We start from the raw sequence: 13,150 nt of genomic DNA, 5'->3' as shown, positions 1-13,150 counted from the left end.
AGACGCCACCCTCGTGCCGCAGATGCATCAGGGCACGAAGAAGAATTTAACTATTCTGGTGGTGGGCGAAACCTCACGGGCAGAGGATTTTTCCCTCTCCGGCTACGGGCGCGACACCAACCCCCGGCTGAAGCAGGATAACGTGGTCTACTTCCCCCAGACCAGCTCCTGCGGCACGGTAACGGCGGTCTCCGTTCCCTGCATGTTCTCCGGGATGGCGCGCAAAAACTACGATGAGCAGCTCGCTCACCACCGGGAAGGGTTGTTAGATATTATCCAGCGCGCGGGTATTCAGGTGCTGTGGAACGAGAACGACGGCGGCTGTAAAGGGGCCTGCGATCGGGTTCCCCATCAGGACGTCACGGCCCTGAACCTGGTGGATGACTGCACCGCCGGCGAGTGCCGGGACGATATTCTGTTCCACGGTCTGGCGCAGTACATCGATAAGCTACAAGGCGACGGGCTGATCGTCCTGCATACCATTGGCAGCCACGGTCCGACCTATTACGAACGCTATCCGCCACAGTTCAGGAAATTCACCCCGACCTGCGATACCAATGAAATTCAAACCTGCTCGCAAGAGCAGCTAAAGAATACCTATGATAATACGGTACTGTATGTCGATTATGTCGTCGATAAAGCGATAAAATTATTGCAGTCGCAGCAGGATAAATTTACCACTAGCCTGGTTTATCTTTCCGATCATGGCGAGTCCTTAGGCGAAAACGGCGTCTATCTGCATGGCCTGCCTTATGCCATTGCGCCGGAGTCACAGAAACACGTGCCGATGCTGATCTGGCTATCGCCCGATTTCCAGCAGCGCTACCGGGTGAGTGAGGCATGCCTGCAAAAACGTGCTGCCAGCGAGGCTTTTTCGCAGGACAATCTATTTTCAACCATGCTGGGCATCACGGGCGTGCAGACCCATGTTTACCAGCCAGCCGATGATATTTTGGCCGCGTGCAGGGAGTCATAGTGAATGAAAATATTAATCGTAGAGGATGATGCGTTGCTGTTGCAGGGGCTGATGTTGGCCATGCAGTCAGAGGGCTACGCCTGCGACGGCGTGAGCACTGGCCGGGAGGCGATGCTCAGCCTGGCGTCTGGGCACTATAGCCTGGTTGTGCTCGACCTCGGGTTGCCGGATGAAGATGGCCTGCATCTGTTGCAGCGGCTGCGGCGGGAGAAGGTCTCTCTGCCGGTGCTGATCCTGACCGCCCGCGATACGGTGGAAGATCGCATCTCCGGGCTGGACGCTGGCGCAGATGACTATCTAATTAAGCCTTTTGCGCTGGAGGAGCTTAACGCCCGCATCCGGGCGCTGCTGCGTCGCCATAACAACCAGGGCGACAGTGAAGTTGTCGTTGACGATCTGCGCCTGAACGTTAATACCCGCCAGGTGTGGCTGGGCGGGCAGTCAATGGATTTGACGCCAAAAGAGTATGCCCTGCTGTCACGCCTGATGCTCAAGGCGGGCTGCCCGGTACATCGGGAGATTCTCTATAATGACATCTACAACTGGGATAATGAGCCAGCGACCAACACCCTTGAGGTGCATATCCATAACCTGCGGGATAAGATTGGTAAAGATCGCATCCGCACGGTGCGTGGTTTTGGCTATCAGCTGATTAAAACGGAGCAGGCAACCTGACCCTATGCCAGAGAAGATAAAAAAGAGGCTATCCCCTGCCCACTGGACCCTGCACGGACGTCTGCTGCTCACCATTGGCTCTATCCTGGTATTCTTTCAGGTCATCAGCGTCTTCTGGCTATGGCATGAGAGTAAGGAGCAGATCCAGCTTTTAGTAGAGAGTGCGGTCTACAAGCACAATAACCATTCGCATATTGAACATGAAGTGCATGAGGCGGTTGCCAGCCTGCTGCTACCCAGCCTGTTTATTATCGGCATGGCGCTGCTACTCTGCATGCAGGCGGTGAAGCTGATCACCCGTCCGCTGCGCGATCTCCAGCGGGAGCTGGAGATCCGTACCCCTGATAACCTGCAGCCGATTGTGCTCAATAATCCATCGGCAGAGGTGGAGGCGGTCAGTTCGGCCATTAACCAGCTGGTAGCGCGCCTGAACCTAACGCTTGACCGCGAGCGGCTCTTCACTGCCGACGTGGCCCACGAGCTGCGCACCCCGCTGGCAGGGCTGCGTCTGCACCTGGAGCTGCTGGCAAAAAGCCACCCCTCCGTTGACGTTAGCCGCCTGATCTTACGTATTGACCAGATGACGGAGAGCGTCTCCCAGCTGCTGCAGCTGGCGCGCATGGCACAGTCGTTCTCGGCGGGTAGCTACCAGCAGGTGATGCTGATCCGCGACGTTATGCTGCCTCTTCAGGATGAGCTACAGACGATGCTGAGCACCCGCCAGCAGACGCTGGCGCTGCCCGAGGGTCAGGAGGACGTGGCGGTGCGCGGGGATGCCGTACAGCTGCGGGTGCTGCTCAGGAACCTGGTAGAGAACGCGCACCGCTACAGCCCGGAGAGGAGCGTAATAACCCTCAAGCTTGAGCAGACCCCTGCCCCGGTACTGGCGGTGGAGGATGAAGGCCCCGGCGTGGACGAGGCGAAAAGTAAAGAACTCAGCAAAGCCTTTGTGCGGATGGACAGCCGCTACGGCGGCATTGGGCTAGGGCTAAGCATCGTCAGCCGCATCGCCCAGCTGCACGATGCGCAGTTCTACCTGCATAACCGCACGTCCAAGCCCGGCGTACGGGCCTGGGTGCGATTTCCAGCGGTTACGACGCCGCAATAAAGAGATCGCGAAGCTGATGGAGGCGATCGCGCAGCTGCGCCGCCTCTTCAAACTCCAGGTTCTGGGCGTGCTGTAGCATCTGCGCCTCCAGCTCGTGGATCTTCTGTTGCAGCGCCTTCGGCGTCAGCGCCAGCTCGGACTCGTCCACCACCACCGGCGAACGGGATTTACCGCGTCCTTTGGCTTTGGTCTTGGCAATGTTCTCGCCCAGCGCCAGAATATCGACCACCTTCTTATTCAGGCCCTGCGGCGTAATGCCGTGCTCTTCATTGTACTCCTGCTGCTTCGCCCGACGCCGCTCGGTTTCACTGATGGCCCTCGCCATCGACGGCGTGATCTTATCTCCGTAGAGGATAGCCTTGCCGTTGACGTTACGCGCCGCACGGCCAATGGTCTGGATCAGCGAGCGCTCCGAGCGCAGGAAGCCCTCTTTATCGGCGTCAAGGATCGCCACCAGCGACACCTCCGGCATATCCAGCCCCTCTCGCAGCAGGTTGATGCCCACCAGCACGTTGAACTCGCCCAGACGCAGGTCGCGGATGATCTCCATACGCTCAACGGTATCGATATCCGAGTGCAGGTAGCGCACCTTCTCGCCGTGCTCTTCCAGATACTCGGTAAGATCCTCGGCCATGCGTTTGGTCAGCGTGGTGACCAGCACGCGCTCGTTAATGGCGACACGCTTGCGGATCTCCGACAGCAGATCGTCCACCTGCGTGCCCACCGGGCGCACTTCGATAATCGGGTCAAGCAGGCCGGTAGGACGCACCACCTGATCGACAATCTCTTCCCCGGATTTCTCCAGCTCGTAGTTGCCCGGCGTCGCCGAGACGTAGATGGTCTGTGGGGCTAACCCCTCGAACTCTTCAAATTTCATCGGACGGTTGTCCAGCGCCGACGGCAGGCGGAAACCATACTCCACCAGCGTCTCTTTACGCGCCCGGTCGCCGCGGTACATGCCGCCAATCTGCGGAATAGTCACGTGGGACTCGTCAATCACCAGCAGGCCGTCGGCAGGCAGGTAGTCAAACAGCGTCGGCGGCGCTTCGCCCGGCCCGCGCCCGGAGAGGTAGCGGGAGTAGTTCTCGATGCCCGAGCAGTAGCCCAGCTCGTTCATCATCTCCAGATCGAACTGGGTGCGCTGGGTAATACGCTGCTCTTCCAGCAGCTTGTTGTTGGCCAGCAGCGTCTTGCGCCGGTCCGCCAGCTCAACCTTGATATCTTCCATCGCCTGCACGATACGCTCGCGCGGGGTAACGTAGTGGGTTTTCGGGTAGACGGTGTAGCGCTGAATAGTGGATTCAACATGGCCGGTTAACGGATCGAACAGCGACAGGCGCTCAACCTCCTCGTCAAATAGCTCAACGCGCAGCGCCACGTCGTCCGACTCCGCCGGGAAGATATCAATCACCTCGCCGCGCACGCGGAAGGTGCCGCGCTGGAAGGCCTGATCGTTACGCGTATATTGCAACTCCGACAGGCGGCGCAGAATATCGCGCTGATTGATGATCATGCCGATGGTCAGGTGCAGCATCATCTTGAGGTAGAGATCGGGGTCGCCGAGGCCGTAGATGGCCGATACCGAGGCGACCACTACGACGTCACGGCGCTCCAGCAGCGCTTTGGTTGCCGAGAGACGCATCTGCTCGATATGCTCGTTCACCGAGGCATCCTTTTCGATAAAGGTATCGGAGCTCGGCACGTAGGCTTCGGGCTGGTAGTAGTCGTAGTAGGAGACGAAGTACTCCACGGCGTTGTCCGGGAAAAACTCCTTCATCTCGCCATACAGCTGGGCCGCCAGGGTTTTATTCGGCGCAAGTACCATCGTCGGCCGCTGTAGATCGGCGATCACGTTGGCAACGGTAAACGTCTTCCCTGAACCGGTTACCCCGAGCAGGGTCTGGTGCGCCAGTCCGTCCTCCAGCCCCTCTTTCAGGCGGCGAATGGCTTCTGGCTGATCGCCAGAGGGACGAAAAGCGGAATTCAGTTTGAATGGTTTACTCATGAATGGCTACCTGATGAAGGAATGAGCGGGCAGGTGAGTAATTTTACTCGCGACGGCGGATTTTGCCAATAAATTATACTGGATGAAAACCCAGTGGCAGATGGGAATATCTGTGTTACATAAGGCAATTTCAAGTGCCATAAGGAAAATTTGCCCCTGGCACAGAATTAAAAACTAAAAAAAATATCTTATCCCCAGAACTTTTTGCGATTTAACATTTGTCAAGTCGGGTAGTGAAAGTTTTGTGTCAGTGGGTGACACTTTTCTTACACGCATTGCTTTTATTTAACCTGTTGATTTTATATTAGTTATAGAAAAAGCCGCGTTTCGCATCAATTCATGCCTAAGCCGCGTGTTCTCTCGCTTTGCACGTGTTTTCTAACTCTAATGCACAAGGTTATCCACAGGAATAGTGGATAACTGTCGCCAGCCCGTACCCTCTGCGACTCAGCGAAAATCGCATTTTGCGAAACGGTACGCAGGTAAAAAAATTTTCCCACCTTTTTTTGGCGCATTCCGATGCGACTGCACCAGCAAAAATCAGATCCGCCCGGGTCTAGCACTAATAACGTGCAGATGCAATCAGGCAAACCGGCGGAAAAGAGGAATTTAGCGTTTTTTCGTCATCCTGCTCCGAAAAACAGAGCATATCACGCTTCTGGCAAGGCTTTTGCAACATATCGTTTACAGACGAGGTCCTGGAGATGAACCGATGTTGAGCTTACGTGCAGTGAATCACTATTACGGCGATCGCCATACGCTATGGAATGTCGATCTTGATCTTATCCCTGGCACCTGCACCTGCGTAATGGGGCTGCCGGGGATGGGGAAAACCACGCTGGTCAACTGCATCTCTGGTAATCTGCCCGTGGAGAGCGGCAGCATGACCTGGCAGGATGCCGGGGCGGCCCCGCTCAACCTGTTGCAGGTAAAAATGGAGGATCGCCCGGCGATGGGCATCGCGTGCGTACCGCAGGAGAGGCGGATCTTTTCCCAACTCACGGTGGAGGAGAATTTACACATTGCCTGGCTGGCGGTAGGCGAGCCTGGCAGCGCGGTGACGCGGGATATCTACGATCTCTTTCCCGAGCTGTATGCCCTGCGCCAGGTTAAGAGCGCCGGACTGTCAGAAGATAACCAGCATCAGCTGGCGCTGGCTCGGGCGCTGGTGACCCGCCCGCGCCTGTTGATCCTGGATGAGCCGACCCGAGGGCTGGGCCAGGCCTTTATCCATAAGCTGGGTAACCTGCTGGTGCGCCTGAACCAGGAGTTTGGCATGACTATCCTGCTGGCGGAGCAGCATCTGACCTTTGTGCGCCGCGTCGCCGACCGCTTCTATCTCCTGCATCAGGGACGCAACGTGGCCCAGGGAAGCGTTACGCAGCTGGACGATCCGCTGCTTTCTCAGTGGATGACGCCGAACCTAACGCACTGAGATCGAGCCAGTGGCCGATGTTACTCTCCGGCGTGGCGTTCTCCAGCCACGGGATCTCCCCGAGGAAGGGGGCGGGCAGCATGCGTTTAAGCGTTGCCAGATACTCAGCGTGGCGGTTTCCCGGCGGTACCACGTCATTAGCGACCCAGCCCGCCAGCCGCAGTCCCGCCTGCTGCACCGCCAGGGCGGTCAGTACCGCATGGTTGATGCAGCCAAGCTTAACGCCCACCACTAAAATTACCGGCAACTGCTCCTGGGTAGCCCAGTCGGCAAAGGTCAGGGTCTCCGAGAGCGGCGTAAACCAGCCTCCTGCTCCCTCCACCAGCACCCACTCCGCTTGCGCCTCCAGCGTGCGCAGCCCTGCCGAGAGCGTTTCGGCCTCAATAGGCTGTCCGAGGGCGGCGCTGACGATATGCGGCGAGGTGGGCTCAGCAAAGGTGTACGGGTTCACGGCCTCGTAGCGCAGGGCCAGGGTACTGTTGTGCTTTAGCGCCAGCGCATCGCTGTTACGCAGCCCCTCTGGGGTCATCTCACTGCCGGAGGCGACCGGTTTATAGCCTGCGGTCTGCCATCCCGCCTGGGCGGCGGCCTGCAACAGCGCACAGCTGGCGACCGTTTTACCGACCTCGGTATCCGTGCCGGTAACAAAGTAACGTTCAGTCACGTTCAATAACTCCCCAAAAAAGTGAATAGGTCAGCAGGCATCTGCCCTGCTGCTGTGGCCACGCCAGCTGCAAACGCTGAAGCTGGCCGCGGGTCAGGGGCGTGTTATGTCTGCCTGCATGCAGGTGCGTCGCGCCGATGCCCTTCAGCGAGCGCATGGCCGCCAGGGCGTCGTCAAAGTCCAGCGTGATGTGCTCCACGCCCCACCGACCACGCCAGGCGCTAACGGTTTCCGCCAGCGTCTCGTCGGCTAAAAATCGGTTTGCGTGGGGGCGGCTGTCTACCGCCCCCCAAGCCTGGTGCAGCTCCGGCAGCGATCCGCCCGCCAGGGTGGTAAAGGCCACCGCCCCGCCAGGGCGCACGACGCGATGCATCTCCCCCAGCGCCTGGCCGAGATCGTTGCACCACTGCACCGCAAGGTTGCTCCAGGCGAGATCGAACCGGGCGTCGGCCAGAGGCAGCGCCTCAATATCTGCCGCAACATAGTGCCGGGCGGCCTGCTGACTTTGCGCCTGTCTGAGCATCGGCAAGGAGAGATCGAGGGCGGTCACTTCCGCCCCCGCATCCTGCCAGTAGCGGCTCATGCTGCCCGGCCCGCAGCCCGCGTCCAGCACGCTCGCTGGACGGCGTTCACCCAGCTTCGCCAGCAGCAGATCCGCGCTCTGGCGTTGCAGCTGAGCATGGCTGTCGTAGCTCTGCGCCGCCCGGCCAAAGGCCGCCGCCACCGCGCGCTTATTCACCAGGCTCATACAGGACCTCCAGCAGACGATCGATATCCTCCGGCTGATGGGCCGCCGTCAGGGTCAGGCGCAGACGCGCCGTACCTGCGGGGACAGTGGGAGGACGAATAGCCGTCACCCAGCACCCTTTTTGTCGCAATTGCTCCGCCAGGCTCAGCGCCCGGCTGTTATCGCCAACGATCAGCGGCTGGATGGCGCTTTGGGAATCGGTGATGCGCACCGGCAACTCAACTGCACCGCGGCGAAAACGCTGAATGAGCGCCGCAAGCGCCGCCCGACGGTGGTCGCCCTCCTCTCCCCGGATCACGCTCAGCGCGGCGCTGAGGGCCACGGCCTGGGCGGGAGGCATAGAGGTGCTGTAGATCAGATGACGAGCAAATTGCTCGAAGTAGGTGGCAACCGCCTCGCTGCACAGCACCGCCGCGCCGCTGACGCCGAAGCCTTTGCCAAAGGTCACCACCAGCAGCTCGGGTTTCACATCCTGCTGCTGACAGCTGCCGCGCCCCTGGTGACCGGTGACGGCAACGCCGTGGGCATCATCCACCAGCAGCCAGGCTCCGGCACCGCGTGCCTGCTCCGCAATGGCGACCAGCGGCGCGCTGTCGCCGTCCATGCTGAAGACGCCTTCGGTCACCACCAGTTGCTGGCCGTTGCAGGGTTTATCCAGCAGCGCAGCGAGCTGGCCGACATCATTATGGGCAAAGCGCCGCAGCTGAGACGGACTAAAGCTGGCGGCCTCCAGCAGCGAGGCGTGGCTGAGCTTATCCGCCACGATGCGATCCTCTTTACCGGTCAGGGCGGCAATCACCGCCTGGTTGGCGGCAAAACCGGAGATAAACAGCAGCGCCCGAGGGTAGCCTAGCCAGTCGGCCAGCTCGCTCTCCAGCGCATGGTGCGCCCGGGTATAGCCGCTGACGTGTCCGGAGCCACCGCTGCCCACGCCGTACTGCTCAGCCCCCTGTTGCCAGGCACGCACGATAGCCGGATGCTGGCTTAAGCCGAGATAGTCATTGCTGGAGAAGTTGCAGTAGCGGCTGTTGCCCAGGGTCAGCCAGCGCCCCGCGCCCTGCTCGACCACCTGGCGCGTACGCAGGGCGTCGGCGGCATGCCGGGTCGCTAACGCAGTATCGATGCGCTGCTGCCAGCTCATAGCGCCGCCGCGTTGTAAAACTGGTCGGTGTCGGCGTTAAAGATCTGCTGCTCCAGGTGCTGCTGCTGCTCGTTATCGCCATTCATCACGTCGGTCTGCTGCGGGTTCAGCCCAAGCTTGCGGAACAGCTGGACGTCTTTGTCCTCTTCCGGGTTCGGGGTGGTGAGCAGCTTGCAGCCGTAGAAGATAGAGTTGGCACCCGCCATAAAGCACATCGCCTGGGTCTGCTCGTTCATCTGCTCGCGTCCGGCGGAGAGGCGCACGAACGATGTCGGCATCATAATTCGCGCCACTGCGATGGTGCGGATAAAATCGAAGGCGTCGACGTCGTCGTTATCCGCCAGCGGGGTGCCCTTCACCTTCACCAGCATGTTGATCGGCACGCTCTCCGGCGGCGTTGGCAGGTTTGCCAGCTGGAGCAGCAGGCCCGCGCGATCCTTGACCGTTTCGCCCAGTCCAACGATGCCCCCAGAGCAGACCTTAATGCCCGCGTCGCGTACCTTATCGAGGGTGTCGAGACGCTCCTGATAGGTACGGGTGGTGATGATGTTGCCGTAGAACTCCGGAGAGGTGTCGAGGTTGTGGTTGTAGTAGTCCAGCCCCGCCGACGCCAGCCGCTGGGCCTGGGTTTCATCAAGGGTGCCGAGGGTCATGCAGGCCTCCAGGCCCATCGCTTTTACGCCCTGCACCATCTGCTCCAGATAGGGCATATCGCGCTCGTGCGGGTTCTTCCACGCCGCCCCCATGCAGAAGCGGGTCGATCCGGCATTTTTAGCCTTGCGGGCCGAGTCCAGCACCTGCTCCACCTCCATCAGGCGCTCCGTCTCCAGCCCAGTTTTGTAGCGCGAGCTTTGCGGACAGTATTTGCAATCTTCCGGGCAGGCCCCGGTTTTGATCGATAGCAGGGTGCTGACCTGAACCTGGCGAGGGTCGAAGTGCTGACGATGAATGGTCTGCGCTTCAAACAGCAGGTCGAGCAGCGGTTTTTCAAACAGCTCGGTAACTTGCGACAGTGTCCAACGTGCGTGGTGAGCCATGGGGCTTCTCCAAAAGGTGAAATGAGTTCATGTTTGGGTTATGATCGTAAACCTAAATCTTTTTAATTTGGTTTACAAGTCGATTATGACCCAGGACGATCTCGCCTTTGACCGCCGCCATATCTGGCACCCCTATACCTCCATGACCTCCCCGCTGCCGGTCTATCCGGTGCAGTCTGCGCAGGGCTGCGAGCTTCAGCTTGCTTCCGGCGAGCAGCTGGTTGACGGCATGTCCTCATGGTGGGCGGCTATCCACGGCTATAACCATCCGCACCTCAACGCGGCGATGAAAACGCAGATCGATGCGATGTCGCACGTGATGTTTGGCGGCATTACCCATGCGCCGGCGGTTGCGCTCTGCCGCAAGCTGGTGGCCATGACCCCTGAGGCGCTGGAGTGCGTCTTCCTGGCCGATTCCGGCTCGGTAGCGGTAGAGGTCTCGATGAAGATGGCCCTGCAATACTGGCAGGCGAAGGGAGAGCCGCGCCGTCGCTTCCTGACCTTCCGCCGGGGCTATCATGGCGATACCTTTGGCGCGATGTCGGCGTGCGATCCGGATAACTCCATGCACAGCCTGTGGGCGGGCTACCTGCCGGACAACCTCTTTGCCCCCGCGCCGGAGAGCCGCTTCGACGGCGAATGGGACGAGCGGGACATCGTGGGCTTTGCCCGCCTGATGGCCGCCCATCGCCATGAGATTGCCGCCGTTATTCTGGAGCCGATTGTGCAGGGCGCGGGCGGGATGCGCCTCTACCATCCGGAGGTGCTTAAGCGCATCCGCCGAATGTGCGACCGGGAGGGGATCCTGTTGATTGCCGATGAGATCGCCACCGGCTTTGGCCGCACCGGTAAACTGTTTGCCTGCGAGCATGCGGACATTACCCCGGACATTCTTTGCCTCGGCAAGGCGCTGACCGGCGGGACGATGACCCTGTCAGCGACGCTCACCACCCGCGAGGTAGCTGAAACCATCAGCAACGGCGAAGCAGGCTGCTTTATGCACGGCCCGACCTTTATGGGTAATCCGCTGGCCTGCGCGGTAGCGAACGCCAGCCTTGAGCTGCTGGAGCGCGGCGAGTGGCAGGTGCAGGTTGCTGCCATTGAGGCGCAACTGAAACGCGAGCTGGCACCGGCGAGAGCCGCAGAGACGGTGGCCGACGTGCGGGTGCTGGGGGCTATCGGCGTCATCGAAACCCACCGGCCGGTGAACATGGCCGCCCTGCAGCGCTTCTTTGTCGAACAGGGCGTCTGGATCCGCCCCTTTGGCAAGCTGATCTACCTGATGCCGCCCTACGTCATCTCGTCGGAACAGCTCAGTAAGCTGACGGACGCGGTGCTGGCGGCGGTGGCCCATCCCGCACATTTTGCGCCTTGAGAATGCACGGGCTATTCTAGCCTTAGGGTTGACCACTCACAGAGGAGCAACGATGAGACTTATCAGCCAGGATATTCGCGAGGGCGAAAAGCTACATAATCGCCATGTTTTTAATGGTATGGGCTACGAGGGCGACAATATTTCGCCGCATCTGGCCTGGGACGAGGTACCGCCGGGCTGCAAGAGCTTTGCCGTCACCTGCTACGATCCCGATGCGCCTACCGGCTCCGGCTGGTGGCACTGGGTGGTGGTGAACCTGCCCGCTGATACCCGCGTGCTGCCGCAGGGTTCCGGCTCGTCGCTGGTTCCTCTGCCCGAGGGTGCGCTGGAGACCCGTACCGACTATGGTAAGGCCGGGTACGGCGGCGCGGCACCGCCGAAGGGTAGAACCCATCGCTACATCTTCACCGTTCATGCCCTGGACGTGGAGAAGCTGGACGTCGATGCAGATGCCAGCGGCGCAATGGTTGGGTTTAATATCCACTTCCACTCTCTCGATCGTGCATCGATCACCGCCCTCTATAGCTAATCAACACGATATTGAAGCCGATTCACACAATCGGCTTCCCGTTTCGCCCAACTTAGTATAAAAAAGCAGGCTTGATAGCAACTTATTTAACTATTACGTCTGGAGTACCTCTTGAACACATTTTCGGTTTCCCGTCTGACGCTGGCCCTGGCTTTTGGCGTGACGCTGACTGCCTGCAGCTCAACGCCGCCGGATCAGCGTCCTTCCACGCAGGCCGCCCCCGGTAACGCAGCGCGTCCGGTGCTGTCCGCTAACGAAGCGCAGAATTTTGTCCCTGCTCACTACTTCTCATCGATGGATCAGAACGCGGCCCCGTGGAGCCCGTCCGCTATTCGTCTGCCTGCACAGCCGACCTTTGTTGTCGGTCCGGCGGGCACGGCGGGCGTGACGCACACCTCTATCCAGGCGGCGGTTGATGCAGCCATCAACAAGCACACCAGCGATCGCCAGTACATTGCTGTTCTGCCGGGTGAGTATGAAGGCACCGTATTTGTTCCGGCCGCGCCGGGCAGTCTGACGATTTACGGTACGGGCGACAAAGCCGCCGAGGTGAAGATTGGCCTGGCCGTGGATTCCGAAATTGACGGTAACAGCTGGCGTCGTCTGGTGAACCCAGGCGGGAAATATATGCCGGGTAAACCTGCGTGGTATATGTTTGACGCCTGCCAGCGTAAAGGCAGCGCCAGCGTAGGCGTGATGTGTTCAGCGGTCTTCTGGTCGCAGAATAACGGTCTGCAACTGCAGAACCTGACCATCGAAAACAACCTTGGCGACAGCGTTGACGCGGGTAATCACCAGGCTGTAGCCCTGCGCAGTGATGGCGATAAGGTCCAGATCAACAACGTCAACATTCTGGGTCGCCAGAATACCTTCTTCGTGACCAACAGCGGCGTGGATAACACTCTGCGTAACGATCGCCAGACCCGTACCCTGGTCACCAACAGCTACGTTGAGGGCGATGTGGATATCGTTGCTGGCCGTGGCGCGGTGGTATTTGATAACACCGATTTCCGCGTGGTGAACTCCCGCACCCAGCAGGAAGCCTACGTCTTCGCTCCGGCAACGCTCTCCAATATCTTCTACGGCTTCCTGGCGACCAACAGCCGCTTTACTGCGGCCGGTGACGGCGTAGCCCAGCTCGGCCGCTCGATGGACGTCGATCAGGCGACCAACGGCCAGGTAGTGATCCGCGACAGCGTAATCAACGAAGGCTTCAACATGGCTAAACCCTGGGGCGATGCCGCCGTGTCTAAACGTCCGTTCTCCGGCAACACCGGCGCGGTGGACGATAAAGGCAACGTCACGCGTGACCTTAACGACGCCAGCTTTAACCGCATGTGGGAGTTCAACAACCGCGGCGTAGGCAGCCAGGTCGTCGACGCACCGAAGCAGTAACCCGCCTTAACGCCCGGCGGCGCAACGCTTGCCGGGCCTACCAACGCGCAATAGCGTCATCC

General features: G+C 59.8%; 12 protein-coding genes. 7 read left to right on the top strand and 5 right to left on the bottom strand.

Annotated elements, in window-relative coordinates; translation table 11 throughout:
- The 3 genes from FN633_RS07655 to pmrB all read left to right on the top strand — a co-directional run.
- The coding region (locus FN633_RS07655; protein ID WP_154058856.1) for a sulfatase-like hydrolase/transferase at positions 1-976 on the top strand (976 nt) is incomplete at its 5' end.
- Between the two features lie 3 nt (positions 977-979).
- On the top strand, positions 980-1,651 hold the full coding sequence (pmrA, locus tag FN633_RS07650) for a two-component system response regulator PmrA (protein WP_154057305.1): 672 nt from the start codon (positions 980-982) through the stop codon (positions 1,649-1,651).
- A gap of 4 nt (positions 1,652-1,655) precedes the next feature.
- On the top strand, positions 1,656-2,759 hold the full coding sequence (gene pmrB / locus FN633_RS07645) for a two-component system sensor histidine kinase PmrB (protein WP_154057304.1): 1,104 nt from the start codon (positions 1,656-1,658) through the stop codon (positions 2,757-2,759).
- On the opposite strand, the gene uvrB is transcribed toward pmrB, so the two are convergent.
- Positions 2,743-4,764, bottom strand: a complete 2,022-nt coding sequence (uvrB, locus tag FN633_RS07640; protein WP_154057303.1) for an excinuclease ABC subunit UvrB — start codon at positions 4,762-4,764, stop codon at positions 2,743-2,745. The two genes, pmrB and uvrB, sit on opposite strands and share 17 nt — an antisense overlap.
- A 712-nt stretch (positions 4,765-5,476) precedes the next feature.
- Between uvrB and FN633_RS07635 the strand changes: the two genes are divergently transcribed.
- A complete protein-coding gene (locus tag FN633_RS07635) occupies positions 5,477-6,199 on the top strand; it encodes an ABC transporter ATP-binding protein (protein ID WP_154057302.1) in 723 nt (240 codons plus the stop codon).
- Here FN633_RS07635 and bioD read toward each other — a convergent pair.
- Genes bioD through bioB form a run of 4 tightly spaced genes read right to left on the bottom strand, consistent with a single transcriptional unit; the run spans position 6,141 to position 9,789 of the window.
- Entirely contained in the window at positions 6,141-6,863 is a 723-nt protein-coding gene (bioD, locus tag FN633_RS07630; RefSeq protein ID WP_154057301.1) for a dethiobiotin synthase, read from the bottom strand. The genes FN633_RS07635 and bioD overlap by 59 nt on opposite strands.
- Positions 6,856-7,611, bottom strand: a complete 756-nt coding sequence (gene bioC / locus FN633_RS07625; protein WP_154057300.1) for a malonyl-ACP O-methyltransferase BioC — start codon at positions 7,609-7,611, stop codon at positions 6,856-6,858. The genes bioD and bioC overlap by 8 nt, the downstream gene beginning before the upstream one ends.
- The gene (gene bioF, locus FN633_RS07620) at positions 7,595-8,752 is read right to left on the bottom strand and encodes an 8-amino-7-oxononanoate synthase (RefSeq protein ID WP_154057299.1); all 1,158 of its coding nucleotides are present in this window, start codon (positions 8,750-8,752) and stop codon (positions 7,595-7,597) included. The genes bioC and bioF overlap by 17 nt, the downstream gene beginning before the upstream one ends.
- Positions 8,749-9,789 (bottom strand): biotin synthase BioB, encoded by a 1,041-nt coding sequence (gene bioB / locus FN633_RS07615; RefSeq protein ID WP_042392229.1) that lies wholly within the window; start codon positions 9,787-9,789, stop codon positions 8,749-8,751. Before bioB ends, bioF begins: the two co-directional genes overlap by 4 nt.
- A gap of 85 nt (positions 9,790-9,874) precedes the next feature.
- On the opposite strand from bioB, the gene bioA reads away from it, so the two are divergent.
- The 3 genes from bioA to FN633_RS07600 all read left to right on the top strand — a co-directional run bounded on the left by bioA (position 9,875) and on the right by FN633_RS07600 (position 13,088).
- Positions 9,875-11,164, top strand: coding sequence for an adenosylmethionine--8-amino-7-oxononanoate transaminase (gene bioA, locus FN633_RS07610; RefSeq protein WP_425049186.1), 1,290 nt, complete (start codon positions 9,875-9,877; stop codon positions 11,162-11,164).
- A gap of 52 nt (positions 11,165-11,216) precedes the next feature.
- Positions 11,217-11,693: a kinase inhibitor gene (locus tag FN633_RS07605; RefSeq protein ID WP_144813411.1), complete on the top strand. Its 477-nt coding sequence runs from the start codon at positions 11,217-11,219 to the stop codon at positions 11,691-11,693.
- Between the two features lie 111 nt (positions 11,694-11,804).
- Positions 11,805-13,088: a putative acyl-CoA thioester hydrolase gene (locus tag FN633_RS07600; RefSeq protein ID WP_154057298.1), complete on the top strand. Its 1,284-nt coding sequence runs from the start codon at positions 11,805-11,807 to the stop codon at positions 13,086-13,088.
- Positions 13,089-13,150 lie beyond the last annotated feature (62 nt).

Source organism: Pseudescherichia vulneris, from assembly GCF_902164725.1.
Taxonomy (GTDB): Bacteria; Pseudomonadota; Gammaproteobacteria; order Enterobacterales; family Enterobacteriaceae; genus Pseudescherichia; species Pseudescherichia vulneris.
The sequence above is the reverse complement of the archived record's forward strand: the minus strand, read 5'-3'. Positions and strand labels throughout refer to the sequence as shown.

Bases quoted from the DNA above. Each gene is read 5' to 3' on its own strand.
- bioB (WP_042392229.1), bottom strand. From the start codon at position 9,789: ATGGCTCACCACGCACGTTGGACACTGTCGCAAGTTACCGAGCTGTTT.
- FN633_RS07605 (WP_144813411.1), top strand. From the start codon at position 11,217: ATGAGACTTATCAGCCAGGATATTCGCGAGGGCGAAAAGCTACATAAT.
- uvrB (WP_154057303.1), bottom strand. From the start codon at position 4,764: ATGAGTAAACCATTCAAACTGAATTCCGCTTTTCGTCCCTCTGGCGAT.
- pmrB (WP_154057304.1), top strand. From the start codon at position 1,656: ATGCCAGAGAAGATAAAAAAGAGGCTATCCCCTGCCCACTGGACCCTG.
- pmrA (WP_154057305.1), top strand. From the start codon at position 980: ATGAAAATATTAATCGTAGAGGATGATGCGTTGCTGTTGCAGGGGCTG.
- bioF (WP_154057299.1), bottom strand. From the start codon at position 8,752: ATGAGCTGGCAGCAGCGCATCGATACTGCGTTAGCGACCCGGCATGCC.
- bioA (WP_425049186.1), top strand. From the start codon at position 9,875: ATGACCCAGGACGATCTCGCCTTTGACCGCCGCCATATCTGGCACCCC.
- bioC (WP_154057300.1), bottom strand. From the start codon at position 7,611: ATGAGCCTGGTGAATAAGCGCGCGGTGGCGGCGGCCTTTGGCCGGGCG.
- FN633_RS07635 (WP_154057302.1), top strand. From the start codon at position 5,477: ATGTTGAGCTTACGTGCAGTGAATCACTATTACGGCGATCGCCATACG.